Source organism: Dorea formicigenerans (genome assembly GCF_025150245.1).
Lineage (GTDB): Bacteria > Bacillota > Clostridia > Lachnospirales > Lachnospiraceae > Dorea > Dorea formicigenerans.
The window spans coordinates 1601224-1624660 of sequence record NZ_CP102279.1 but is presented as its reverse complement, the minus strand read 5'-3'; the positions used below and the strand labels follow the sequence as shown (position 1 = coordinate 1624660).

Sequence of the window (23437 nt, the reverse complement as noted above, 5' to 3'; positions counted from 1 at the left end):
TTGTATGTATTTAAAAAGCATAGAAGTGCAGGGGTTTAAGTCCTTTGCAAATAAGATAAAATTCGATTTTCACAACGGTATTACAGGAATTGTCGGACCAAATGGAAGTGGTAAGAGTAATGTAGCCGATGCGGTGCGGTGGGTACTTGGTGAACAGCGTGTCAAGCAGCTTCGAGGCGGCACAATGCAAGATGTTATCTTTTCCGGTACAGAGAACCGTAAACCGTTAAGCTATGCGTCTGTAGCAATCACATTGGATAATTCAGATCATAAACTTGCGATTGATTTCGAAGAAGTTACGGTAACAAGAAAGTTATACCGTTCTGGTGAAAGTGAATATCTGATCAATGGCAGTGCATGCAGGCTGAAAGATATTAATGAATTATTTTATGATACAGGTATCGGTAAAGAAGGATACTCCATTATCGGACAGGGACAGATTGACAAGATCTTAAGTGGTAAACCGGAAGAGCGGCGAGAGTTGTTTGATGAGGCTGCCGGTATTGTAAAATTCAAAAGACGTAAGAGTATGTCTGTGAAGAAGCTGGAAGAGGAACAGCAGAATCTGATCCGTGTCAATGATATTCTTTCGGAGCTTGAGAAGCAGGTCGGCCCATTGGAACGGCAGTCTGAGAAAGCAAGAGAATATCTGAAGAAAAAAGAAGAACTGAAGACTTATGATATCAATATGTTTCTGTTAGAAGCAGACCGCCTGAAAGAGCAGATCCGGGATGTGGAAGCAAAAGATAATCTGACAAAGGCTCAGATGGGAGAAGCAAACCGCTTGTATGAAGATACAAAGCAGGAATATGAAAGTATTGAAGAACAAGTCGATACGATGGACGCGTCTATTGAGACTTATAATCGCAAGCTTACTGAGACAAGCATGTTAAAACAACAGTTGGAGAATCAGATTGCTCTTTTGAAGGAGCAGATCCACAGTGCCAGAATGAATGATGAGCATTACGCGAATCGTGCCCAGTCCATTGAACGGGAACTTTCTGAGCGTGAGGAACAGCTTGGTACTCTGATTTCGGATCAGACAAGACTCCAGGCAGAATTAGATTCCGGCCGAAAAGCAGAAACACTTGAAAAAGAGAATCTGAACAAGCTTCAGATCCGTATTGCAAGTCTTAGTTCTGATATTGAAAAGAACCAGAATGATATTCGGGAAATTCTCGGAAACCGTGCATCCACAAAAGCTCAGATCCAGAAGTTCGATACTATGATGGAACAGATCCAGGTGCGGAAATCCGGACTGAACCAGAGATATTTTGGTGCGCAAAGTGAAGCCGGTCTTCAGAAAGAACAATATGAGACATTTTATGCGGAATTAAAAGAAGTATCAGATCAGATTATTTCCTTTGCAGAAGAGAAGAAGAACTATGAATCACAGATTCAGGAACTTCAAAAGTCTCTAAATGAAAAAAATGAGCAGATCCGTGCAAGTCAGAGTGCTTACCACAGAGAGCATTCACGCCTGGAGTCTCTTAGAAATATGACTGAACGCTACGACGGATACGGTAACAGTATTAAGCGTGTTATGGATAACCGCAGTCATGAAAAAGGGCTGTTAGGTGTTGTTGCAGATATTATTAAAGTAGAAAAAAAATATGAGACAGCCATTGAGACGGCTCTTGGCGGCAGTATCCAGAATATTGTTACAGATAACGAACAGACAGCAAAACGTATGATTGAATTTTTGAAAAAGAATAAATTCGGTCGTGCAACATTTCTCCCACTGACGCAGATCCGTTCCCATGGAGGAATCGCTCAGCCACAGGCATTGAATGAAGAAGGGGTTATCGGTCTTGCAGACACTCTTGTTATGGTGGAAGACAAGTACCTGGAACTGGCAGGCTCTCTGCTTGGCAGAACACTGGTTGTCGATCATATTGATCACGGACTTGCCATTGCAAGAAAATACAGGCAGTCTATTCGAATTGTAACGCTGGAAGGTGATCTGATCAATCCGGGCGGTTCTATGACTGGTGGAGCATTCAAGAATTCCAGCAACCTTTTAAGCAGACGCCGTGAGATAGAAGAACTGGAGCAGGCTGTCCAAAAACTCCGTGCTGATGTAGCAAAGACAGAGCAGGAGATCGCGGAGCTGAAAAACAATCGTTCCGGTTACTATGATAAAATCGAACAGATCAAAGATCTACTACAGAAAGCATATGTCCGCCAAAATACAGCGAAGATGAATGCCGATCAGGCAAAGAGTAAGATCGAAGCAGCGAATCAGACTGCGCTGGAAATTCAGAAAGAGACACAGCAACTGGATCAGGAGATCAGTGACATCATGGATAATCAGCAGTCCATCAATGTGGAGCTGGATACGTCTGAACAGTTAGAACGTGACCTGAATAAACAGATTGAAGAAGGGCAGACAAAGTTAGATGATCTGAAACATCAGGAAATATTACAGCAGCAGGCTTCGGAAAATGCACATTTATCCTGTGCTGCTACAGAACAAAAGGTTCTGTTCGTAATGGAAAATGCAGAACGTATTCAGGAAGAGATGCAAAAATTCCGCGAAGAGTTGAAGGGGCTGGAAGCAAGTAAAGGCGGTACAAGCAGAGAAATCGAGGAAAAAGAATCTCAGATTCAGGAATTGCGCCAGACGATTGAGAATTCCGGAGAATTATTTGTGGAAATTCAGGATGAGATTGAAAAGGCGAAGAAGACACGTGAAGATCTGAACCAGCGCCATAAAGAATTCTTACAGAAGCGTGAAGACCTCTCCAGGCAGATTTCTGATCTGGATAAAGAAATCTTCCGTCTGGAGAGTCAGAAAAACAGTTATGAAGAAGCTGCCGAGAAGCAGATCAATTATATGTGGGAAGAGTATGAACTCACTTATAATCGTGCGATGGAACTTAGGAATGAAAATTTAACGGATGTTGCGAAGATGAAAAAGCGTATTCAGGAATTAAAAGGAGAAATACGCGCTTTGGGAAATGTTAATGTCAATGCCATTGAGGACTATAAAAATGTATCGGAGCGATATGAGTTCTTAAAGACGCAGCATGATGATCTCGTGGAAGCAGAAGCAACACTGGAAAAAGTTATCGCAGAATTGGACGAAGCGATGCGAAAGCAGTTCACAGAGCAGTTCGCACACATTTGTCAGGAATTCGACCATGTATTCAAGCAATTGTTTGGAGGCGGAAAAGGTACACTGGAACTGATGGACGATGAAGATGTTCTGGAAGCAGGAATTCGTATTATTGCTCAGCCGCCTGGAAAGAAACTGCAGAATATGATGCAGTTATCTGGTGGAGAGAAGGCTCTGACAGCAATCTCATTATTATTTGCAATTCAGAATCTCAAGCCGTCCCCGTTCTGTCTGCTTGACGAGATTGAGGCAGCACTGGACGATAGCAATGTTGACCGTTTTGCACAGTATCTGCATAAGCTTACAAAGAATACACAGTTCATTGTCATTACGCACAGACGAGGTACAATGACTGCGGCAGACCGTCTGTACGGAATCACCATGCAGGAAAAAGGAATTTCGACACTTGTGTCCGTCAGTCTTCTGGAAGATGAACTGGACGATTAGAGAAAGTGCAGGTAAGATAGAACGTAGAAGTATGTCATGCAATTGCATGACGCGCACCTCGCAGCAAGAATGCCTCGGCATTCTTGAATGGCAGGGGGCCGGCCTTGAAAGGAGTAAAAGTATGGCAGAAGAAAAGAAAGGTTTTTTCAGACGACTTGTCGATGGTCTCACAAAGACAAGAGATAATATTGTGTCCGGCATGGACAGTATTTTTAACGGATTTACACATATTGATGAGGACTTTTATGAAGAACTGGAGGAAGTCCTCATCATGGGCGATCTCGGAGTTCAGGCAACTTATGATATTCTGGACAAATTAAGAGAAAAGGTAAAAACCCAGCATATCAAAGAACCTGTTGAATGCAGACAAATCCTGATTGACAGCATCAAAGAGCAGATGGACGTCGGAGAAGCTGCTTATGAATTTGAAGAGAGAACTTCGGTGGTCATGGTCATTGGAGTGAATGGTGTCGGAAAGACAACTACGATTGGTAAATTAGCTGGAAAACTCCGCAGTCAGAATAAAAAAGTTGTGCTGGCTGCCGCAGATACATTTCGTGCTGCAGCGGGAGAGCAGTTGAAAGAGTGGGCGAACCGTGCACAAGCAGAATTGATCGGAGGCCAGGAAGGTTCTGATCCTGCAGCCGTAGTCTATGACGCAGTTGCAGCTGCCAAGGCAAGACATGCCGATGTACTTTTGATTGATACTGCCGGACGGCTTCACAATAAGAAGAACCTGATGGAAGAGCTTCGTAAAATGAATAAAATCATTGACCGTGAATTTCCGGACGCATATCGTGAGACACTGGTAGTGCTAGATGCCACAACAGGTCAGAATGCACTTGCTCAGGCAAAGGAATTTAATGAAGTGGCTGATATTACAGGTGTTATCCTGACAAAAATGGATGGAACTGCAAAAGGTGGTATTGCAGTTGCAATCCAGGCGGAACTTGGTATTCCGGTAAAATATATCGGTGTCGGCGAGACGATTGACGATTTGCAGAAATTTAATTCTGATACATTTGTAAATGCATTGTTTGATGTAAAAGGAGAGCATGAAGTATGTTAACATTAGAAAAATTTGAAGAGGCAAGCGAAATTGTAAAAAACGTAACTCTTCCGACGAAACTGGTATACAGTGAAAACTTAAGCCAGCAGACGGGTGGTAAGGTTTATCTGAAGCCGGAAAATATGCAGTATACAGGAGCTTATAAAGTGCGTGGCGCATATTATAAGATCAGCACAATGTCTGAAGAGGCAAGAGCAAAAGGACTGGTGGCTGCATCAGCCGGAAACCATGCACAGGGTGTTGCATACGCAGCACAGAAATTCGGATGTAAGGCTACAATCGTTATGCCGACAGTAACACCATTGATCAAAGTAAATCGTACAAAAAGCTACGGCGCAGAGGTGATTCTTTACGGAGATGTCTATGATGATTCCTGTGCGTATGCCGAAAAACTGGCCCAGGAGCGCGGAAGTACATTTGTGCATCCGTTTGATGATCTGGACATCGTAGCAGGTCAGGGAAGTATTGCAATGGAAATTGTGCAGGAGCTTCCGACCGTCGATTATATTCTTGCGCCAGTTGGTGGCGGCGGATTGATTACAGGTGTATCTACACTTGCAAAAATGTTGAATCCAAAGATTAAAGTGATTGGTGTTGAGCCTGCTGCTGCGCCAAGTATGACAATGGCACTTGCTTCTGGCGAGCCGGTTACATTGGACAGTGCAAATACCATAGCAGACGGTACTGCAGTAAAACGTGTCGGAGACCGCATTTTCGAGTATGCAAAGAAGAACATCGACCAGATGCTGACTGTAGAAGATGATGAGCTTGTCGGAGCTTTCCTCGATATGGTCGAAAATCATAAAATGATTGTTGAGAATTCCGGACTGCTGACAGTTGCAGCACTCAAGCAGTTAGATTTGAAAGGAAAGAAGGCGGTTGCAATTTTAAGTGGAGGCAACATGGATGTTATCACAATGTCTTCCATTGTACAGCATGGACTGATTCAGAGAGACCGTATCTTTTCGGCATCTGTATTACTTCCGGATAAACCGGGACAGCTTGCGCTTGTTGCTCAGACGATTGCTGATGCCCAGGGAAATGTTATTAAACTGGAACATAACCAGTTCGTTAGCACCAACCGTAATGCTGCTGTGGAGCTTCGTATTACAATGGAAGCTTACGGTACAGAGCATAAGAACCAGATTATGAAAGCTCTGGAAGAAAAAGGATTCCGGCCAAGAGAGATCGGTGCAAAATTATATTAGCTGGGAGTCAATCCCCCAGCTGATATAGCCTCCGGCAGGATTGCAGAGGTGCGCAGTAGAAGTATGTCATGCAATTGCATGACGCGCACCTTGCAGCAAGAATGCCTCGGCATTCTTGAATAAAAATATCATAGAAGAGAAAACCAGAAAGAGCAAGATTCAAAAAAAGTTTCGGGTTTTCTCTTTTTGCTATGGGATTTTTGAAGGATTTTTGTTTTGTCTCTTGACATATGAGATTGGATTGTATACAATTATACACGAAGTGCATTATATAAAAAGAAAGGTGACTTTTTAGTATCAGAAAGATTCCAGGAGGTCACGAAGAAGGTTAAAATTATGGAAGAGTATCAGGACCGTTCTCTTAGAGGAAGGGTATTTGAAAAATTGAGGGAGGATATTTTATCCGGTGTCTATAAGGATTGTGATGAACTTAGGGAGATTACAATCGGTGAGGAGATGGGAGTCAGCAGGACTCCGGTCCGTGAGGCACTTAGGCAACTGGAACTGGAAGGACTTGTAAAGATTATTCCTAATAAAGGAGCCTATGTAACAGGTATTACGCCGAAAGACGTTCAGGATATTTACATGATTCGTTCTATATTGGAAGGTATGTGCGCCAGATGGGCGACAGAGCATATCACTCCAGAACAGATTGAGCAGCTGGAAGAAATTGTTCTTTTATCTGAGTTTCATTTGAAAAAGGATAAGGACAAAGTTGTTCAGGTGTCAGATCTTGACGGTAAATTCCATCATGTTCTATATGAAGCATCCAACAGCCGGATTATGGAACATACGTTATCGGACTTTCATAAATATGTAAAGATGGCACGTATGTTGTCTGTAGGCGCAAAAAACCGGGCTGAGAAGTCCATCGAGGAGCACAAGGCAATTTTGGAAGCAATCAAAAAAGGGGATGCTGATGAAGCGGAAAGACTTGCAAATCTGCACATCATGCATGTAATGGAAAATCTTCATATCGAAATTGAAGATTAATGTTTCAAATTGTAAGAATCATATAAGTAAAGTTTATATAGTGGCAGGAGGACAAAGACATGGCGAAAATTAAAATGACAACACCAATTGTAGAGATGGATGGAGATGAGATGACAAGAATTCTCTGGAAGATGATCAAAGAACATCTTCTGAATCCATTTATTGAGTTAAATACAGATTACTATGATCTTGGACTTGAACATCGTAATGAGACGAATGATCAGGTTACATTTGATTCCGCAGAAGCAACAAAGAAGTACAAAGTAGCAGTAAAATGTGCAACAATTACACCGAATGCTGCGCGTATGCCAGAGTATAATCTGAAGGAAATGTGGAAAAGCCCGAATGGTACCATCCGTGCAATTTTAGATGGAACGGTATTCCGTGCACCGATCGTTGTAAAAGGAATCGAGCCATGCGTTAAAAATTGGAAAAAGCCAATTACCATTGCAAGACATGCTTATGGTGATGTATATAAAAATACAGAAATCAAAGTTCCTGGACCTGGAAAGGTAGAGCTTGTGTATACAGGAGATGATGGAACACAGATCAAAGAACTTGTCCACAAATATGACGGACCAGGGGTTGCTCAGGGAATTCATAACCTCTGTGGTTCTATCGAGAGCTTTGCCAGAAGCTGCTTCAATTACGCATTAGACACAAAGCAGGATCTCTGGTTCGCAACAAAAGATACAATTTCTAAGAAATATGACCACACATTCAAAGACATTTTCCAGGAAATCTTTGATTCAGAATATAAAGAAAAATTCGATGAAGCCGGTATCGAATATTTCTACACATTGATCGACGATGCTGTAGCGCGTGTTATGAAATCTGAAGGAGGCTACATCTGGGCATGCAAGAACTATGATGGAGATGTTATGAGCGATATGATTTCTTCTGCATTTGGTTCTCTTGCCATGATGACATCCGTGCTTGTATCACCAGAAGGATATTACGAGTATGAAGCTGCTCACGGTACAGTACAGCGTCATTATTACAAGCATTTGAAAGGCGAAGAAACTTCTACTAACTCTGTTGCAACAATCTTTGCATGGAGCGGAGCTCTTCGTAAACGTGGTGAACTGGATCAAAATCAGGAGCTGATGGATTTTGCAGATAAATTAGAGAAGGCAACGATTGATACAATTGAGGAAGGAAAGATGACAAAAGATCTGGCTCTTATCACAACACTTCCGAATCCAACAGTGTTAAACAGTGAAGACTTTATTAAAGCGATTGCTGAAAAGTTAGTATAGAAAGAGTTGAAATGCATGGAATACTGGGATATTTATGATAAAAACAAACAGCTGACCGGGCGAAAAATGAAGCGCAATGACTGGTGCCTGAAAGAGGATGAGTATCACTTGACAGTGTTAGGTGTGATCCGCCGTCCAGATGGGAAATATCTGATTACCCGCCGCGTTCTGACAAAGGCATGGGCACCAGGCTGGTGGGAAGTTTCCGGAGGCGCTGCACAGGCAGGTGAAAGCTCCGAGGAAGCGGTACGTCGTGAGGTACTGGAAGAAACAGGATTGGATGTAAATGGCTGTGTGGGCGGTTATATGTTTACCTATCACAGAGAAAATCCTGGAGAAGGCGACAATTATTTTGTAGATGTCTATCGTTTTGAGAAGGATTTTAAAGAAGAAGACCTGCATCTTCAGACAGAAGAGACTGCAGGATATAAGATTGCAACAGCTGATGAGATCAAGGCTCTGGCTGACGAAGGAATCTTCCTGCATTATGATAGTATCAAACGTGTTTTTGAAGAGTAGAAAAATGAGCTGGCTTATTCGGCCAGCTCTTCCCATTTTTCATATAAAGTTTCAAGTTCAGCGTCAATTTCTGCATGTTCTTTTGCAAGTTCCTGACATTTTACTGAATTCGTATAAACTTCCTCCTGCGACATTAGAGTATCAATTTCAGCACTTCTATCTTCCAGAACACCAATCCGTTCTTCTGTCTTTTTGAATTCATTAGCGCGTTTCCGTTCTTTTGCCTGAGCTTCTTTTTGTTCCTGCCAGCTTAACTTTGAATCGGAGGCCAAGTCAGCAGCTGCAGAAGAGGAATTATTTTCTAAGCGAGACGTATTGGAATATGCGGCTGTCAGTTCTTCTTTTTTCTCAAGATAATAATCATAATTTCCAATATAATTTACAAACGTATGATTAACAAGATCCATGATACGTGTTGCAGTCTGATTGATAAAGTAACGGTCGTGTGAAACATAAAGAACCGTTCCTGTGTAATTATTCAGTGCATGTTCCAGAATCTCTTTTGATGTAATATCCAGATGGTTGGTCGGCTCATCGAGAATCAGGAAGTTCGCTTCAGAAAGCATCAGCTTTGCAAGGGACACGCGTCCACGTTCGCCACCGCTTAAGTCACTAATAAGTTTAAATACATCATCTCCGGTAAATAAAAATGCTGCCAGCACTTTACGGATCTGCGTGTTATTAAGATTAGGATAGTCATCGGAAATCTCCTGGAAAATAGTTTTTTCCATATGCAGAACGTGATGTTCCTGATCGTAATAACCAATCTTTACATTAGAACCGAGACGGAAACTTCCAGAATCAGCTTTAAGTACCTGATTTAAAATCTTAAGGATTGTTGTTTTTCCGGTTCCATTGTCTCCAATGATCGCGACATGTTCCCCTCGCTTGATTTCGAAGCTGACATTTTCAAATAAAATCTGTGGTGGAAATGCCTTGCTTAAATGCTCGACAATTAAGACATCATTACCGCTGACACAGGAAGGTTCCAGTGTTAAGTGCATATCTGTATGCAGTTCCATCGGTTTTTCAACCGGGGTCATCTTATCCAGCATCTTTTCACGGCTTTCTGCACGCTTGATGGATTTTTCACGGTTGAAGGAGCGGAGCTTTTCAATGACCGCTTCCTGATGCTTAATTTCCTGCTGCTGGTTCAGATATTCTTTCATTCTGGCTTCACGGAGCATTTCCTTTTTCTTGGCGTAATCTGTATAATTGCCCATGAAAGTGGTAAGCTTGCCCAGTTCGATCTCGACGACTTTTGTTACAACCCGGTTCAGAAAATACCGGTCATGAGAGACAATCAGTACTGCACCGGGATAATTCAGAAGATAAGTTTCCAGCCATGAGATGGAATTTAAATCCAAATGGTTGGTTGGCTCGTCCAAAAGCAGAATATCCGGCTTTGTGAGGAGCAGTTTTCCGAGAGAGACACGGGTTTTCTGACCTCCGGATAAAGTCGCGACCGGTTTTGCGAATTCTTCTTCTGTAAATCCAAGTCCTTTTAAAACACCAGTGATCTCACTTTCGCAGGCGTATCCATTTTCACGTTCGAATGCTGCTGTAAGCCGCTGGTATGTATTCATACGTTCTTCCAGACGTTCTCCGCTTAAATGCTTCATTTCCTGTTCGATCTCACGAATCTGCCGCTCCATGTCGAGAATATCGGCTTTTGCTGTGCGCACCTCTTGATAGATCGTATGGTCATTATTCATATCCTGATGCTGTGCCAGATATCCCATCGTCTTGCCGCGTGTCAGAACAACATTGCCGCCGTCCGCCTGTATCTCACCAACGATCATCTTAAGAAGTGTTGTCTTTCCGGCACCGTTCGGTCCTACGAGAGCTGCTTTTTCGTGGTCTTCTATATGAAAGGAGCCGCCGGAGACAATTACTTCTTCTCCAAAGGCTTTTTCGATATTGTGACATGCAAGTATCATCCTATCCTCCTTGATAAAAATCCTGTGATTTTGAGAAATAAAGATGCCGCAGGGCTGCGTCCGGCGCTGCGACCGCATAATTTTGGCATCATCTTATACTATTATAACGAAAATACTACAAAAAACAACTAAAAAGTTTGACATTATACTAACGATTGCCTATAATAATGAGTAGAAATTTTTGAAGGAAGGAGGTACGGATCATGCAAAACAGGGGAATTTCACAGGCAGTTATCCGTAGATTACCCAGATATTATAGATACCTTGGGGAGCTAATCGAGCAGGGAGTAGAACGAATCTCTTCCAATGAGCTTAGTAAAAGAATGAAAGTCACAGCTTCCCAGATTCGTCAGGATCTTAACAATTTTGGCGGATTCGGACAACAGGGATATGGCTATAATGTAAAATATCTGTACTCAGAAATCGGAAAAATTCTTGGATTGGAACAGGATCATAATATTATTATTATTGGTGCTGGTAATTTGGGGCGTGCACTTGCGAACTATGCGTCATTTGAAAAGCGTGGATTTATCTTAAAAGGATTGTTTGATATCAATCCGGAGCTTGACGGGCAGGAAGTTCGTGGTGTTCCAATTCAGATGATGGACGAGCTTCCGAAATTTGTAGATGAGAACAGTATCGATATTGCAGCATTGACGATTCCAAAGGATGAGTCAATCAAAGTTGCAAAATTTCTGGCAGAACACAATGTTCACGGAATATGGAATTTTGCACATACAGATCTGAATCTCCCGGAAAGTGTGATTGTTGAGAATGTACATTTATCCGAGAGTCTGATGAGGCTGTCATATAATATATGCCGCTACAAGGAAGAACATAATTAAGGAGATAACGTGTAAAGACAGGTTTGTTCAGATAGCATCCTGGCTTTGCACGTTTCTTTCTATCAGGAGGAATCAAAACTATGAGATATTTGCCAGATGCTAAACAGATGAAAACGGCAGATTCATTTACGATAAATGAACTTAAAATCCCATCCCTGGAACTTATGGAACGGGCTGCCAGAGCATGTGTAGATCACATTAAAGACTGGAAAATTAATTTAAATAAAATATGTGTCCTCTGTGGTTCTGGAAATAATGGCGGGGACGGCTTTGCGATTGCCAGAATGTTTGCATGGGAAGGGTGTGACGTAACAGCAGTTCTGGTCGGAAACAGAAATCACTGCACACCAGAGACTGCCCATCAGATAGAACAGTTGAAAAATACAGGGGCACAGTTTAAGGAGCAGTTTGAGCAAGAAGCATTTGAAAGTGAACCGTATACTTTAATTATCGATGCAATTTTTGGAGTTGGACTTTGCCGGGAGGTTGGAGGCAGATATGCACAGATTATAGAGTGTGTGAATCAGTCTGATGCAGTCCGTATGTCCGTGGATATTCCTTCCGGAATTTGCGCAACTACAGGAAATGTATTAGGAACTGCAGTGCGTGCAGACTATACTGTGACAATTCAGGAGACGAAAGTTGGTCTTGTACTTGATCCGGGAAGAAGTTATGCAGGAATCTGTGTATCCGAGGATATCGGAATTGTATCACTTCCACTGGAAAGAGATGAGGAAACAGTTTGTACACTGGAGGGCAGTGATTATGCAGCACTTCTTCCGAAACGAAATGCGGACTCCAATAAAGGAACTTACGGAAAGCTTCTTATGATCACCGGAAGCAAAGGTATGTCAGGTGCTGCATATCTTGGCGCACTTGCAGCTTACAGGACAGGTACCGGGCTGGTGCAGATCTATACTGCTAAAGAGAATCTCGTGATCTTACAGAGCCAGATCCCGGAAGCGATTATTACAACTTATGAAAAATATGATGTCAATGAACTACATCGCTTGATCGACTGGGCAGATGTCGTAGCTATAGGTTCCGGACTTGGAACAAAGAAGACTGCAAGGAAGATTTTAAAAGAAACCATTGCATATACAAAGAAACCTTGTGTCATAGATGCAGACGGACTCAATATTTTGTCTGAACATATGGATTATCTGTGTGGTGCAGATTGTGAACATTTTATCTTTACACCGCACATGAAAGAATTTGAACGGATCAGCGGTTTGAAGATTGCTGAAGTAAAAAAAGATCGTATTGCAGCACTTCGTACATTTGTTAAAGAATATGACGTTACCTGTGTACTGAAGGATTCCAGAACAACCATTGCAAAGCCGAGAGAGCGGGTAGCGGTAAATCTATCCGGCTGTGCGGCTATGGCAAAAGCCGGATCCGGGGATGTGCTGGCAGGCATTATCGCATCGTATCTCGCACAGGGACTTTCTGAATGGGAAGCAGCGCTTCTCGGTGTTTATATTCACGGAAGAGCTGGTGAGATTATAGAGAAGGAACAAGGCGCATACAGTCTTCTCGCAAGGGAACTTGCACAAAAGGCAGGAACAGCCATGACGATACAGGAGGAAAACTAGATTATGAAACAATACAGCAGAGTATGTGAACGAGTGGATCTGGATGCAATTTTTTATAATTTCCAGATGATGAAAGCAAATATCAAAGATGGAGTACAGATGATCGCAGTTATCAAAACAGATGGATACGGACATGGTGCAGTCCAGATTGCCCGGTTACTGGAACCGGTAGACTATATCTGGGGCTACGCGGTTGCAACACTGGACGAAGCTGTCGTCTTGAGAAAAAATGAAATAAAAAAACCAATTCTTGTGCTTGGATGCATTTTCCCGGATCAGTGGGAAGCAATGATTGAAAATGAAGTCCGGATGACCACTTACACAGTAGAAATGGCGAAAGGAGTTTCGAATCTTGCGGTCAAAATGGGAAAAGATGCATATATTCATATTAAGCTGGATACCGGAATGTCAAGACTTGGTTTCCAGATTCATGAAGACAGTGTAGATGCAATTGAAGAAATTTCAAAAATGCCGGGACTTAAATTAGAAGGAATGTTCACACATTTTGCAAAAGCAGATGAAACAGACAAGGCATATACAGATGTTCAGATTGGAAAATACAACTATATGCGTGATGAACTTAAAAAGCGAGGTGTCACATTTCCGATTTACCACTGCTCAAATAGTGCCGGTATCATTGATATTAAGAAAGCGAACATGGATCTGGTACGTGCCGGAATATCCATTTATGGATTGTATCCTTCCGAGGAGGTAGAAAAAAAGAATGTTCCGTTAAGACCGGCCATGGAACTGATCAGTCATGTCTCTTATGTAAAGACAGTTCCGGAAGGAACTCCGGTCAGCTATGGCGGAACCTATGTGACAGAAAAAGAGACTTCTCTTGCGACCATTCCGGTCGGCTACGGAGATGGATATCCCAGAAGTCTTTCTAACAAAGGTTATGTACTGATCCATGGCAAAAAAGCACCAATCCGCGGAAGAGTTTGTATGGACCAGTTTATGGTCGATGTGACAGATATTCCAGATGTAAAATTTGGTGATAAAGTAACACTGGTCGGTAAAGATGGTGATGAATTTCTCCCGGTGGAGACTTTAAGTGATTTGTCTGGAAGATTTAACTATGAATTTGTCTGTGATCTCGGAAAGAGAATTCCAAGAGAATACATTCAGAATGGGCAGGTCATAGAACAGGTCGATTATTTTGATGTGTAATAGTAAGAAAGGGTAAAAGCCCAGACTGGGATGCCTGTGAATGGATTTTGCTTTATTCTTGCATGAAAATATAAGAATACTTCCGAAAAAGCTGGAAATACTTGTAGTATCATAGTAAAATCGGAGTGTGGACATTGTGCAGGTAAGACGTGGTGATATCTATTATGCAGATTTGAGTCCGGTGGTCGGCTCAGAACAGGGAGGGATTCGTCCGGTGCTGATCATTCAGAATGACGTAGGAAACCGTCACAGCCCGACTGTCATATGTGCGGCGATTACTTCCCGTATGAATAAGGCGAAGCTGCCAACTCATGTAGAGATAGATGCAAGAAAATATCAGATTGTAAAGAATTCTGTGGTATTATTAGAACAGATCCGAACCATAGACAAACAGCGCTTAAAGGACATGGTTTGTCACCTGGATAAAGAAATGATGTACAAAGTAGATGAAGCAATCAAAGTCAGTTTTGAGCTTCATACATAATCAAAGGAGTGAAAGAAAGTAGAATTATGGACGAGGCCAGACAGGGAACCGCGGATAAGCTGATCCGTAATGTGTTCCGATACATGGATAAGAACGCCCGGGATATCATGACTCACAGGAAGAATATTGTGGCGATAGATGAGGAGGAATCTCTGGAAGATGCACTGCATTTTATGCTGGAGACGAATTATTCAAGATTTCCGATTTACAGAGGAAGTATTGATGAGATCATCGGTTTTATGCATTTGCGTGAGGCCATGACATGCTATTTGAAAAACAATTACAGAAATGTTCCGGTCAAAGAATTACATTCTTACATAAGACCTGTAGATTTTATACCGGAGTCTAAGAATATTGATCGCCTTTTTAAGGAGATGCAGGCAAAGAAAAACCATATCGTAATTGTTATGGATGAATATGGGCAGACTTCCGGTCTTGTGACACTGGAAGATATACTGGAAGAAATTGTCGGAAATATTATGGACGAGCATGACGTGGAAGAAGAATTGATCATTGTACTTTCTGCCAGTTCCTATATCGCGAGCGGTATGCTGGAGCTGGAAAAACTGGGAGACCTTTTGCATGTTACATTTGACACGGAAGAGTATGGAACACTCAATGGCTTTATGATCGACAAGCTGGAACGTATCCCGAATGAAGGCGAAGAGTGCATTGTAGTATATAAGAACTACCGATTTACCGTTCTGGAAGTGAATGATAACACAATTCAAAGAGTAAAGATTGAAAAACTTCCGATGGCGTGATAGAATAAAGAACGTGTGAAAACAGATAGAAAAGAGGAATAGAAATGTCAGGACATTCAAAATTTGCCAATATTAAACATAAGAAAGAGAAAAATGATGCAGCAAAGGGTAAGATCTTTACGAAAATCGGAAAAGAACTTGCAGTTGCCGTAAAAGAAGGTGGAAGCGCTGATCCGGCTAACAACAGCCGTCTGCGTGATGTTATTGCAAAAGCAAAAGCTAACAATATGCCGAATGATACCATCGACAGAAATATCAAAAAAGCCGAAGGGGATGCCAATGCAGCAAACTACGAGCACATTACATATGAAGGATATGGTCCGAACGGAACTGCTATCATCGTAGAGGCTCTGACAGATAACAGAAACCGTACAGCTACGAATGTAAAGAATGCATTTACAAAAGGTAAGGGAAATGTAGGAACACCTGGATGTGTATCCTTTATGTTTGATAAAAAAGGTCAGATCATTGTAGATAAGGAAGAGTTCGACGGGGATTCTGATGAACTCATGATGACCGCGCTTGATGCCGGAGCAGAGGACTTCTCAGAGGAAGAAGACAGCTTTGAGATCTTTACAACACCGGAAGATTTCAGTGCTGTACGTCAGGCTCTTGAAGAAGCTGGAATTCCAATGGCAGGTGCAGAGGTTACAATGATTCCTCAGACATATGTCGAACTGACAGATGAGAAAGACATCGCAAATATTCAGAAGACTCTGGATATGCTTGATGATGATGATGATGTTCAGGATGTTTATCATAACTGGGACGAGTAAAACATAAAAAGGGGATAAGCTTATGAGTAATTACAAGATTGAAACAAAATGCATCCAGTCCGGTTATGAGCCGGGCAATGGAGAGCCGCGTGTACTTCCGATTTATCAGAGTACAACATTTAAATACAATAGCAGTGATCAGATGGGTCGTCTGTTCGCATTGGAGGAATCCGGATATTTTTATACAAGACTGCAGAATCCAACCAATGATGCAGTGGCAGCAAAAATCTGCGATTTGGAAGGCGGAGTTGCAGCAATGCTGACATCTTCTGGTCAGGCAGCGAACTTCTATGCCATCATGAATATCTGTGAAGAAGGAGATCATATTGTATGTGCTTCTGCAGTATATGGCGGTACCTATAACTTGTATGCCCATACAATCAAAAAGATGGGCATTGATGCAACATTTGTTGATCCGGAATGTACGACAGAAGAGTTAAATGCCGCATTCAAAGAGAATACAAAAGCTGTATTTGGTGAAACCATTGCCAATCCGGCTCTTGTAGTATTAGATCTCGAGAAATTTGCAGCGGCTGCTCATGCACATGGCGTACCGTTTATTGTGGATAATACATTTGCAACACCGGTCAACTGCCGTCCGTTCGAGTGGGGTGCAGATATCGTAACACATTCTACTACAAAATACATGGATGGACATGCCACATGTGTCGGAGGAGCTATCGTTGACAGTGGTAACTTTGACTGGGCTGCCCATGCAGATAAATTTCCGGGACTTACAACTCCGGATGAGACATATCACGGAATCGTATACACAGAGAAATTTGGAAAAGCTGCGTATATTACAAAGGCGACTTCTCAGTTAATGAGAGATTTAGGTTCTATTCCATCACCTCAGAATTCATTTATTCTGAATCTTGGGCTTGAAACGCTTCCATTACGTGTGGAGCGTCATTGTGAAAATGCTCTGGCAGCTGCAAAATATCTGCAGGCACATGAAAAAGTAGCGTGGGTAAGTTGTCCGATGCTAGAAGGTGATAAACATTATGCACTTGCTAAGAAATATATGCCAAACGGAACTTGTGGAGTCATTACTTTTGGTCTGAAGGGTGGAAGAGAGGAAGCAGTCCGCATGATGGACAGCCTGAAGATGATTGCAATCGTGACTCATGTTGCAGATGCAAGAAGCTGTGTTCTCCATCCGGCAAGTCACACACACCGTCAGATGAATGATCAGGAGTTAAAAGAAGCTGGAGTACAGCCGGATCTGATCCGTTTCAGTGTTGGAATTGAAAATATTGATGATATTATTGCTGATTTAAGTCAGGCACTTGAACAGGTATAAAAGTATTTAAATACCTCCATACTAAGAAAAAAGTATGGAGGTATTTTTTATGGAAAAAGAAACAACTGAGGAAAAAAGAGATGAAATGAAAGAAACCGGCAGCATGAAACTTGACTCTAATAACCGGAAACATAATGTACGTCTTCTGACAATTATTGGAGAGATTGAAGGTCATGAAGCAGTATCCGGGAATACAAAAGCGACAAAATACGAACATCTTTTGCCGATGCTGGCTGAAGTAGAAGACAGCGAAGAGATTGATGGACTTCTGATCCTTTTAAATACAATGGGCGGGGATGTGGAAGCAGGACTATCTATTGCAGAGATGATTGCTTCTATTAGTAAACCGACAGTTTCTCTAGTCCTTGGAGGCAGCCATTCTATCGGAGGACCGCTGGCAGTGGCGGCAGATTACTCATTTATCGTCCCGAGCGGAACTATGATCATACATCCGGTCAGATCAAATGGCATGTTTATTGGAGTACAGCAAAGTCTCCAAAATATGATTCGGACACAAAAACGCATTACAGGGTTTCTTGCAGCTCATTCCCATATGAACGAAGAACGTATCGAAGAACTGATGCTTAATCCGACAGAACTTGTCAAAGATGTCGGCACACTTCTGGAAGGAGAAGATGCGGTCAGGGAAGGTCTGATTGATGAAGTTGGAGGAATGAGCCATGCATTAAGGAAACTTCACCAGATGATTGACGAAAAATAATCATTCATGTATACTATAGTGTGATATGTTTTGCGCATAAGGGGGAGTAAAAAATATGGCTGCAAAGTCAAAAAAGAAAACTGGCAGAAAGCAGACAAAGAAAAAAAAGACCGAACAAAGTTTTTTAGGGGAGGAAATCTTTGTCTGGGTTACTCTGGCAGTCAGTATTTTGCTATTGATCAGTAATTTCGGATTTGGCGGAAACATTGGCTATCATGTATCCGGGGCTCTAAAGCACGGCTTTGGGATCGTTGCCTATCTTGTCCCATTTTTACTGTTTGGAATCGTATCATTTTTAATATCAAATAAAGAAAATAGAATCGCATATATAAAATCTGCGCTTGTGCTGGTTTTTATGATCCTTACCTGTACACTTTTAGACCTGATTCATGAGATGGGCGGAAGACTTGGAAGCTTTATTGCAAACCTTCTTATACCCGCAGTCGGAGTGGCAGGTACATATGTAATTGTAATAATCTGTATGATTATCTGTGGAGTGATCATTACTGGTAAATCTGCTTTAAAGGGAGTAAAAGCAAAAGGTGATCAGGCCTATGGCCGCGCAAGAGAAGATGCCAAAAGAAGACGTAAAATTTCAGAAGAACGTAAAGCTAAGCGTGCTAAGATGCGTGAGCAGGAACAAAAAGCTGCCAAAAACACAAACCCTAACGAAAAACGATCGGATCACCGCGTAACGGGAGTTTCTCTGGCAACCAGACTTTCTGATAAGTTCCAGTCACCGGAGATGAAGGAAATAAAGAGTAATCCGGAAATGATACCGGAAGAAGATAAAACAAAAAAACAACCGGATTTTGTGATCAACAGGGCTCCTGATATTCCAATAGAAGATATTCCGGAAGAATCAGATGTGACGGAGGAAGCCTTTGATTTTACACAGGCAGACAAGAATCCGACAGACTCTTCTTCGGGAAGTTCTGTGCGTAAAAGTAAGATGGGAGCAGCTCCGGTTGCCGATGAAGTTGCGCGTGTTGCAGCAGAAGCTGCGAAGACAACAGCGGCTGTAAGAACAAAAGCATATAAAATGCCACCGGTATCACTTCTGAATCGTGGTAGTGAAGGACGTCAGGAATCGGATGCAAAGCTTCGGGAAACTGCTATGAAGCTTCAGGAGATTCTGGCGAATTTTGGAGTAAATGTAACAGTTACAAATGTAAGCTGTGGTCCTGCTGTCACGCGTTATGAGCTTCAGCCGGAAATGGGTGTGAAAGTAAGTAAGATTGTCGGACTGGCAGACGATATCAAGCTGAATCTGGCCGCCGCAGATATTCGAATCGAGGCACCGATTCCGGGAAAAGCAGCTGTAGGAATTGAAGTTCCGAATAAGGAAAATTCTACAGTCATGCTTGGGAATCTTCTAGCGTCCAAAGAATTTAAAGACAGTACCTCTAAAATATCGTTTGCAGTTGGAAAAGATATCGGAGGTAAGGTTGTCGTTACAGATATAGCAAAGATGCCACATGTGCTGATCGCAGGTGCTACAGGTTCCGGTAAGTCTGTCTGTATTAATACATTGATCATGAGCATCCTTTATAAAGCAACTCCGGATGAAGTCAAATTAATTATGATCGATCCTAAAGTTGTAGAATTAAGTGTTTACAAAGGCATTCCACATCTGATGATTGACGTGGTGACAGACCCGAAAAAGGCAGCTGGTGCTTTGAACTGGGCAGTAGCTGAGATGACAAGGCGTTATCAGGCATTTGCGTCATTGAATGTACGTGATATCAAAGGATATAATGCGAAGATTGAATCTATGCCGGATCATGCAGATGAAGCAAAAGGACATAAGATGTCGCAGATTGTCATTATTGTAGACGAGCTTGCAGATCTTATGATGGTTGCTCCTGGCGAAGTTGAAGAAGCAATTTGCCGGCTGGCACAGCTTGCAAGAGCAGCAGGAATTCATCTGGTCATTGCAACACAGCGTCCGTCTGTCAATGTTATCACAGGATTGATTAAAGCAAACATGCCGTCAAGAATCGCGTTTTCTGTAACTTCTGGAGTTGATTCCAGAACCATCATTGATATGAATGGCGCTGAAAAATTACTTGGAAAAGGAGATATGCTCTTTTATCCATCCGGTTATCAGAAACCGGTACGAGTCCAGGGAGCTTTTGTATCGGATAAAGAGGTGCAGAAAGTTGTTGATTATTTAATTGACAAAAATGGCAATGCCAATTACGATGAAGAAGTTGTCAATCATGTAAATACATCCAATATTGGCATGGTATCTTCAAACGGACCTGGTGCCGATGAAAGTAATGGGCGAGATGCCTATTTTATAGACGCAGGTCGTCTTATCATTGATAAGGACAAGGCTTCCATAGGGATGCTGCAGAGAGCATTCAAGATTGGCTTTAACCGTGCAGCACGTATTATGGATCAATTGTGTGAAGCGGGGATTGTCGGTGGCGAAGAGGGAACAAAACCGCGAAAAATCCTCATGACACCAGAAGAATTTGAACAATACATACAAAATATAAATACTACTGAATAATCAGAGGAGGTCAGTATAGACAATGAAATGCAGGTATTGTAAGGCAGAAATACCAGAAGGGGAATTATATTGTAAAAAATGTGGGCGAGAGGTACAGATTGTACCAGATTACAATCCACTTGAAGAAATGTTAACGGCTCAGATCCAATTAGATGGCAATGAGCAGGAATCGGAGCTCGATCAATATATAAATCAAAAACGCAGAAATAATAACAGGACAGGACAATCTGCTGGCAGAAATACAGGAAGAAGTGCATCACGAACAACAGCGGCTATGACTGGAAGAAGAATGACCGGGAATACTACGGGGCAGATGCTAACTGAAAAGGAAAGAAGAAAACGGCAGAGCGCAAAAGCAGCAAGAAAGAAAGCTTTGCGCAGAAAAAGACGAATCGTCCTGCTTATTATGGCTGCAATCGTAGTATTAGCAGGTGCCGGATTCTATGTTGTATATCAGAATTCCTATAACGGGATTATGAAAAAAGCACAAAAAGCCGCGCAGTCAAAAGATTATACCACTGCAGAAGCTTATTATAAACAGGCAATTTCCAAAAATACTAAAAAAGCAGATGCTTACACAGGTCTTGCAGATGTTTATCAGTCACAGGATAAGACAGATGAAGGTACAACATTATTTGAAGAAGCAGTTAGCAAGCAATCTGGTAATGTTGAACTTTATAAAGCATGTATGGATTTTTATTTGAAATCAGATCAGAACATGGAAATTCCAGAACTTTTGGATTCTGTCAATGATTCCATGTTGGAGAAATTAAGCGATTATGTTGTAGATGAACCAAAGTTCAGTCTGGAGGATTCTACGACTTATGATGATGTCCAAAAATTACTTCTGACTGCAGATAAAGATACAATCTACTATACAACGGATGGTACAGATCCTGATCTGACAAGTACGAAGTACACTAGTGAAGGCATACAGATCAGCGAGGGTGAGACAACCATAAAAGCAATTGCTGTCAACAAAAAAGGGGTGCCGAGTGCAATCGGTAAGAAGACTTACACGGTAGAATTCCCTGTAGAAGATGCACCGGCGGTCTCCCCGTCAACAGGACAGTACGATGAAGCAGTTCAGATTGAAGTAAAAGTACCGGAGGGATATACTGCATATTACACGACAGACGGTACAGACCCGACAACAGCATCTACAAAATATACCGGGCCAATCGACATGCCAAAGGGAGAAACTCTTTTTAAAGTCGTACTTGTCAATGGAAAGGGGCGTATGAGTGGTATTACCACTAGAAATTATATGTATGATAACCAATAATTGTTATCTTATTATGTAAAAAAAGAAAAAATTACCAGAAAAATATTGCGTTAAATTATTATCAATGCTATAATGCAACTGTGATAAAAATTTAACGCAATTATTTTATGGAGGAGAAAAATCATGGCAAGATTTACATTACCAAGAGACATTTATCATGGAGAAGGAGCTTTAGAAGAGCTGAAGAACTTAAAAGGTAAAAAGGCAATCGTTGTTGTCGGTGGCGGCGCAATGAAACGCCAGGGATTCCTTGCAAAAGTTGAAGACTACTTGAAAGAAGCTGGAATGGAAGTTGCTCTTTTCGAAGGTGTAGAACCAGACCCGTCTGTTGAAACTGTAATGAAAGGTGCAAAGGCTATGCAGGAATTCGAGCCTGACTGGATCGTAGCTATGGGTGGTGGATCACCGATTGATGCAGCAAAAGCTATGTGGGCTTTCTATGAGTATCCGGAAATAACATTTGAAGATCTGATTACACCATTCAGTTTCCCGGAATTAAGACAGAAAGCAAAATTTGCAGCAATTCCTTCAACCTCCGGAACTGCAACTGAAGTAACAGCATTTTCTGTTATCACAGATTATGCAAAAGGAATCAAGTACCCTCTGGCAGATTTTAACATCACGCCAGATGTTGCAATTGTTGACCCGGCTCTTGTAGCTGAACTTCCTGTAAAGCAGGTTGCTTACACAGGTATGGATGCCTTGACACATGCGATTGAGGCATATGTATCTACATTGAACTGTCCATATACAGATCCGCTTGCACTCAAAGCAATCGAGATGGTATTTGATTATCTTCCGGCATCCTACAGATGCAATATGGAAGCAAGAGCAAAAATGCACGATGCACAGTGTCTGGCTGGAATGGCATTCTCTAATGCATTACTTGGAATCGTACATTCTATGGCTCATAAAACAGGAGCTGCATTCTCTACAGGACATATTACACATGGTCTTGCAAATGCAATGTATCTTCCATATGTAATCAAATATAATGCAAAAGATCCTGTAGCAGCTAAGAGATATGCTGAAATTGCAAGATTTGTAGGACTTGGTGGAGCATCTGAAAAAGCACTCATCAACAGTCTTTGTGAGAAGATCAATGAATTCAATGTTATCTTAAATATTCCGGCTACATTAAAGGATTTCGGAATCAAAGAAGATGAATTTAAAGAAAAAATTGCTACAATCTCTGAAAATGCTGTTGGAGATGCCTGTACAGGTTCTAATCCAAGAACAATTGATCCAGCTACAATGGAAAGACTGTTTACATGTATTTATTATGGAACAGAAGTTGATTTTTAATTAACAACAATGTTAAAAAAATAATTTTAATAAAATAATGATGAAACGGCAGGTATTATAATAATATTTGCCGTTTTTGGTGCGGTTTTCAGAATTTATTTAGAAATTAAATTCA

At 41.7% G+C, this 23437-nt stretch carries 18 protein-coding genes; 17 read left to right on the top strand and 1 reads right to left on the bottom strand.

Annotated elements, in window-relative coordinates; translation table 11 throughout:
• Positions 1–4 precede the first annotated feature (4 nt).
• From smc to NQ560_RS07975, 6 genes are all read left to right on the top strand, one after another.
• Positions 5–3565, top strand: a complete 3561-nt coding sequence (gene smc / locus NQ560_RS08000; protein WP_005332606.1) for a chromosome segregation protein SMC — start codon at positions 5–7, stop codon at positions 3563–3565.
• 121 nt (positions 3566–3686) lie between these two features.
• The gene (ftsY, locus tag NQ560_RS07995; RefSeq protein ID WP_040015440.1) at positions 3687–4634 is read left to right on the top strand and encodes a signal recognition particle-docking protein FtsY; all 948 of its coding nucleotides are present in this window, start codon (positions 3687–3689) and stop codon (positions 4632–4634) included.
• The gene (ilvA, locus tag NQ560_RS07990) at positions 4628–5842 is read left to right on the top strand and encodes a threonine ammonia-lyase (protein ID WP_005332608.1); all 1215 of its coding nucleotides are present in this window, start codon (positions 4628–4630) and stop codon (positions 5840–5842) included. The genes ftsY and ilvA overlap by 7 nt, the downstream gene beginning before the upstream one ends.
• A gap of 336 nt (positions 5843–6178) precedes the next feature.
• A complete protein-coding gene (locus NQ560_RS07985; protein WP_005332613.1) occupies positions 6179–6835 on the top strand; it encodes a GntR family transcriptional regulator in 657 nt (218 codons plus the stop codon).
• A gap of 59 nt (positions 6836–6894) precedes the next feature.
• On the top strand, positions 6895–8094 hold the full coding sequence (locus NQ560_RS07980) for an NADP-dependent isocitrate dehydrogenase (RefSeq protein ID WP_005332614.1): 1200 nt from the start codon (positions 6895–6897) through the stop codon (positions 8092–8094).
• A gap of 15 nt (positions 8095–8109) precedes the next feature.
• A complete protein-coding gene (locus NQ560_RS07975; protein WP_005332616.1) occupies positions 8110–8613 on the top strand; it encodes an NUDIX hydrolase in 504 nt (167 codons plus the stop codon).
• 14 nt (positions 8614–8627) lie between these two features.
• Here the strand turns inward: NQ560_RS07975 and NQ560_RS07970 are convergent, their stop codons facing one another.
• Entirely contained in the window at positions 8628–10553 is a 1926-nt protein-coding gene (locus NQ560_RS07970) for an ABC-F family ATP-binding cassette domain-containing protein (protein ID WP_005332618.1), read from the bottom strand.
• 203 nt (positions 10554–10756) lie between these two features.
• On the opposite strand from NQ560_RS07970, the gene NQ560_RS07965 reads away from it, so the two are divergent.
• The 11 genes from NQ560_RS07965 to NQ560_RS07915 all read left to right on the top strand — a co-directional run bounded on the left by NQ560_RS07965 (position 10757) and on the right by NQ560_RS07915 (position 23322).
• On the top strand, positions 10757–11398 hold the full coding sequence (locus NQ560_RS07965) for a redox-sensing transcriptional repressor Rex (RefSeq protein ID WP_005332619.1): 642 nt from the start codon (positions 10757–10759) through the stop codon (positions 11396–11398).
• A gap of 80 nt (positions 11399–11478) precedes the next feature.
• Positions 11479–12993 (top strand): bifunctional ADP-dependent NAD(P)H-hydrate dehydratase/NAD(P)H-hydrate epimerase, encoded by a 1515-nt coding sequence (locus NQ560_RS07960; RefSeq protein WP_005332621.1) that lies wholly within the window; start codon positions 11479–11481, stop codon positions 12991–12993.
• A 3-nt stretch (positions 12994–12996) separates the two neighbouring features.
• Positions 12997–14166: an alanine racemase gene (gene alr, locus NQ560_RS07955; protein WP_005332622.1), complete on the top strand. Its 1170-nt coding sequence runs from the start codon at positions 12997–12999 to the stop codon at positions 14164–14166.
• Positions 14167–14302: 136 nt separating this feature from the next.
• Entirely contained in the window at positions 14303–14650 is a 348-nt protein-coding gene (locus NQ560_RS07950) for a type II toxin-antitoxin system PemK/MazF family toxin (protein WP_005336494.1), read from the top strand.
• A 26-nt stretch (positions 14651–14676) separates the two neighbouring features.
• Positions 14677–15414 carry a hemolysin family protein gene (locus NQ560_RS07945; protein WP_005332626.1) on the top strand — a complete coding sequence of 246 codons (738 nt, stop codon included), beginning with the start codon at positions 14677–14679 and terminating at the stop codon, positions 15412–15414.
• Positions 15415–15458: 44 nt separating this feature from the next.
• Positions 15459–16190, top strand: coding sequence for a YebC/PmpR family DNA-binding transcriptional regulator (locus tag NQ560_RS07940; protein ID WP_005332628.1), 732 nt, complete (start codon positions 15459–15461; stop codon positions 16188–16190).
• Positions 16191–16212: 22 nt separating this feature from the next.
• Complete coding sequence (locus NQ560_RS07935; protein ID WP_005332630.1) at positions 16213–17493, top strand: O-acetylhomoserine aminocarboxypropyltransferase/cysteine synthase family protein; 1281 nt, start codon at positions 16213–16215, stop codon at positions 17491–17493.
• 49 nt (positions 17494–17542) lie between these two features.
• Complete coding sequence (locus NQ560_RS07930) at positions 17543–18214, top strand: ClpP family protease (protein ID WP_117606137.1); 672 nt, start codon at positions 17543–17545, stop codon at positions 18212–18214.
• A 55-nt stretch (positions 18215–18269) separates the two neighbouring features.
• Positions 18270–20732 carry an FtsK/SpoIIIE family DNA translocase gene (locus NQ560_RS07925; protein ID WP_005332634.1) on the top strand — a complete coding sequence of 821 codons (2463 nt, stop codon included), beginning with the start codon at positions 18270–18272 and terminating at the stop codon, positions 20730–20732.
• 22 nt (positions 20733–20754) lie between these two features.
• Positions 20755–22017: a chitobiase/beta-hexosaminidase C-terminal domain-containing protein gene (locus NQ560_RS07920; protein ID WP_005332635.1), complete on the top strand. Its 1263-nt coding sequence runs from the start codon at positions 20755–20757 to the stop codon at positions 22015–22017.
• A 123-nt stretch (positions 22018–22140) separates the two neighbouring features.
• Positions 22141–23322, top strand: a complete 1182-nt coding sequence (locus NQ560_RS07915) for an iron-containing alcohol dehydrogenase (protein WP_005332637.1) — start codon at positions 22141–22143, stop codon at positions 23320–23322.
• The last annotated feature ends 115 nt before the right edge of the window (positions 23323–23437 follow it).

Coding starts and splice junctions, on each gene's coding strand:
- alr (WP_005332622.1), top strand. CDS start 12,997: ATGAAACAATACAGCAGAGTATGTGAACGAGTGGATCTGGATGCAATT.
- NQ560_RS07980 (WP_005332614.1), top strand. CDS start 6,895: ATGGCGAAAATTAAAATGACAACACCAATTGTAGAGATGGATGGAGAT.
- NQ560_RS07960 (WP_005332621.1), top strand. CDS start 11,479: ATGAGATATTTGCCAGATGCTAAACAGATGAAAACGGCAGATTCATTT.
- smc (WP_005332606.1), top strand. CDS start 5: ATGTATTTAAAAAGCATAGAAGTGCAGGGGTTTAAGTCCTTTGCAAAT.
- NQ560_RS07925 (WP_005332634.1), top strand. CDS start 18,270: ATGGCTGCAAAGTCAAAAAAGAAAACTGGCAGAAAGCAGACAAAGAAA.
- ilvA (WP_005332608.1), top strand. CDS start 4,628: ATGTTAACATTAGAAAAATTTGAAGAGGCAAGCGAAATTGTAAAAAAC.
- NQ560_RS07965 (WP_005332619.1), top strand. CDS start 10,757: ATGCAAAACAGGGGAATTTCACAGGCAGTTATCCGTAGATTACCCAGA.
- NQ560_RS07920 (WP_005332635.1), top strand. CDS start 20,755: ATGAAATGCAGGTATTGTAAGGCAGAAATACCAGAAGGGGAATTATAT.
- NQ560_RS07940 (WP_005332628.1), top strand. CDS start 15,459: ATGTCAGGACATTCAAAATTTGCCAATATTAAACATAAGAAAGAGAAA.
- NQ560_RS07975 (WP_005332616.1), top strand. CDS start 8,110: ATGGAATACTGGGATATTTATGATAAAAACAAACAGCTGACCGGGCGA.
- NQ560_RS07970 (WP_005332618.1), bottom strand. CDS start 10,553: ATGATACTTGCATGTCACAATATCGAAAAAGCCTTTGGAGAAGAAGTA.
- NQ560_RS07985 (WP_005332613.1), top strand. CDS start 6,179: ATGGAAGAGTATCAGGACCGTTCTCTTAGAGGAAGGGTATTTGAAAAA.
- NQ560_RS07915 (WP_005332637.1), top strand. CDS start 22,141: ATGGCAAGATTTACATTACCAAGAGACATTTATCATGGAGAAGGAGCT.
- ftsY (WP_040015440.1), top strand. CDS start 3,687: ATGGCAGAAGAAAAGAAAGGTTTTTTCAGACGACTTGTCGATGGTCTC.
- NQ560_RS07935 (WP_005332630.1), top strand. CDS start 16,213: ATGAGTAATTACAAGATTGAAACAAAATGCATCCAGTCCGGTTATGAG.
- NQ560_RS07945 (WP_005332626.1), top strand. CDS start 14,677: ATGGACGAGGCCAGACAGGGAACCGCGGATAAGCTGATCCGTAATGTG.
- NQ560_RS07930 (WP_117606137.1), top strand. CDS start 17,543: ATGGAAAAAGAAACAACTGAGGAAAAAAGAGATGAAATGAAAGAAACC.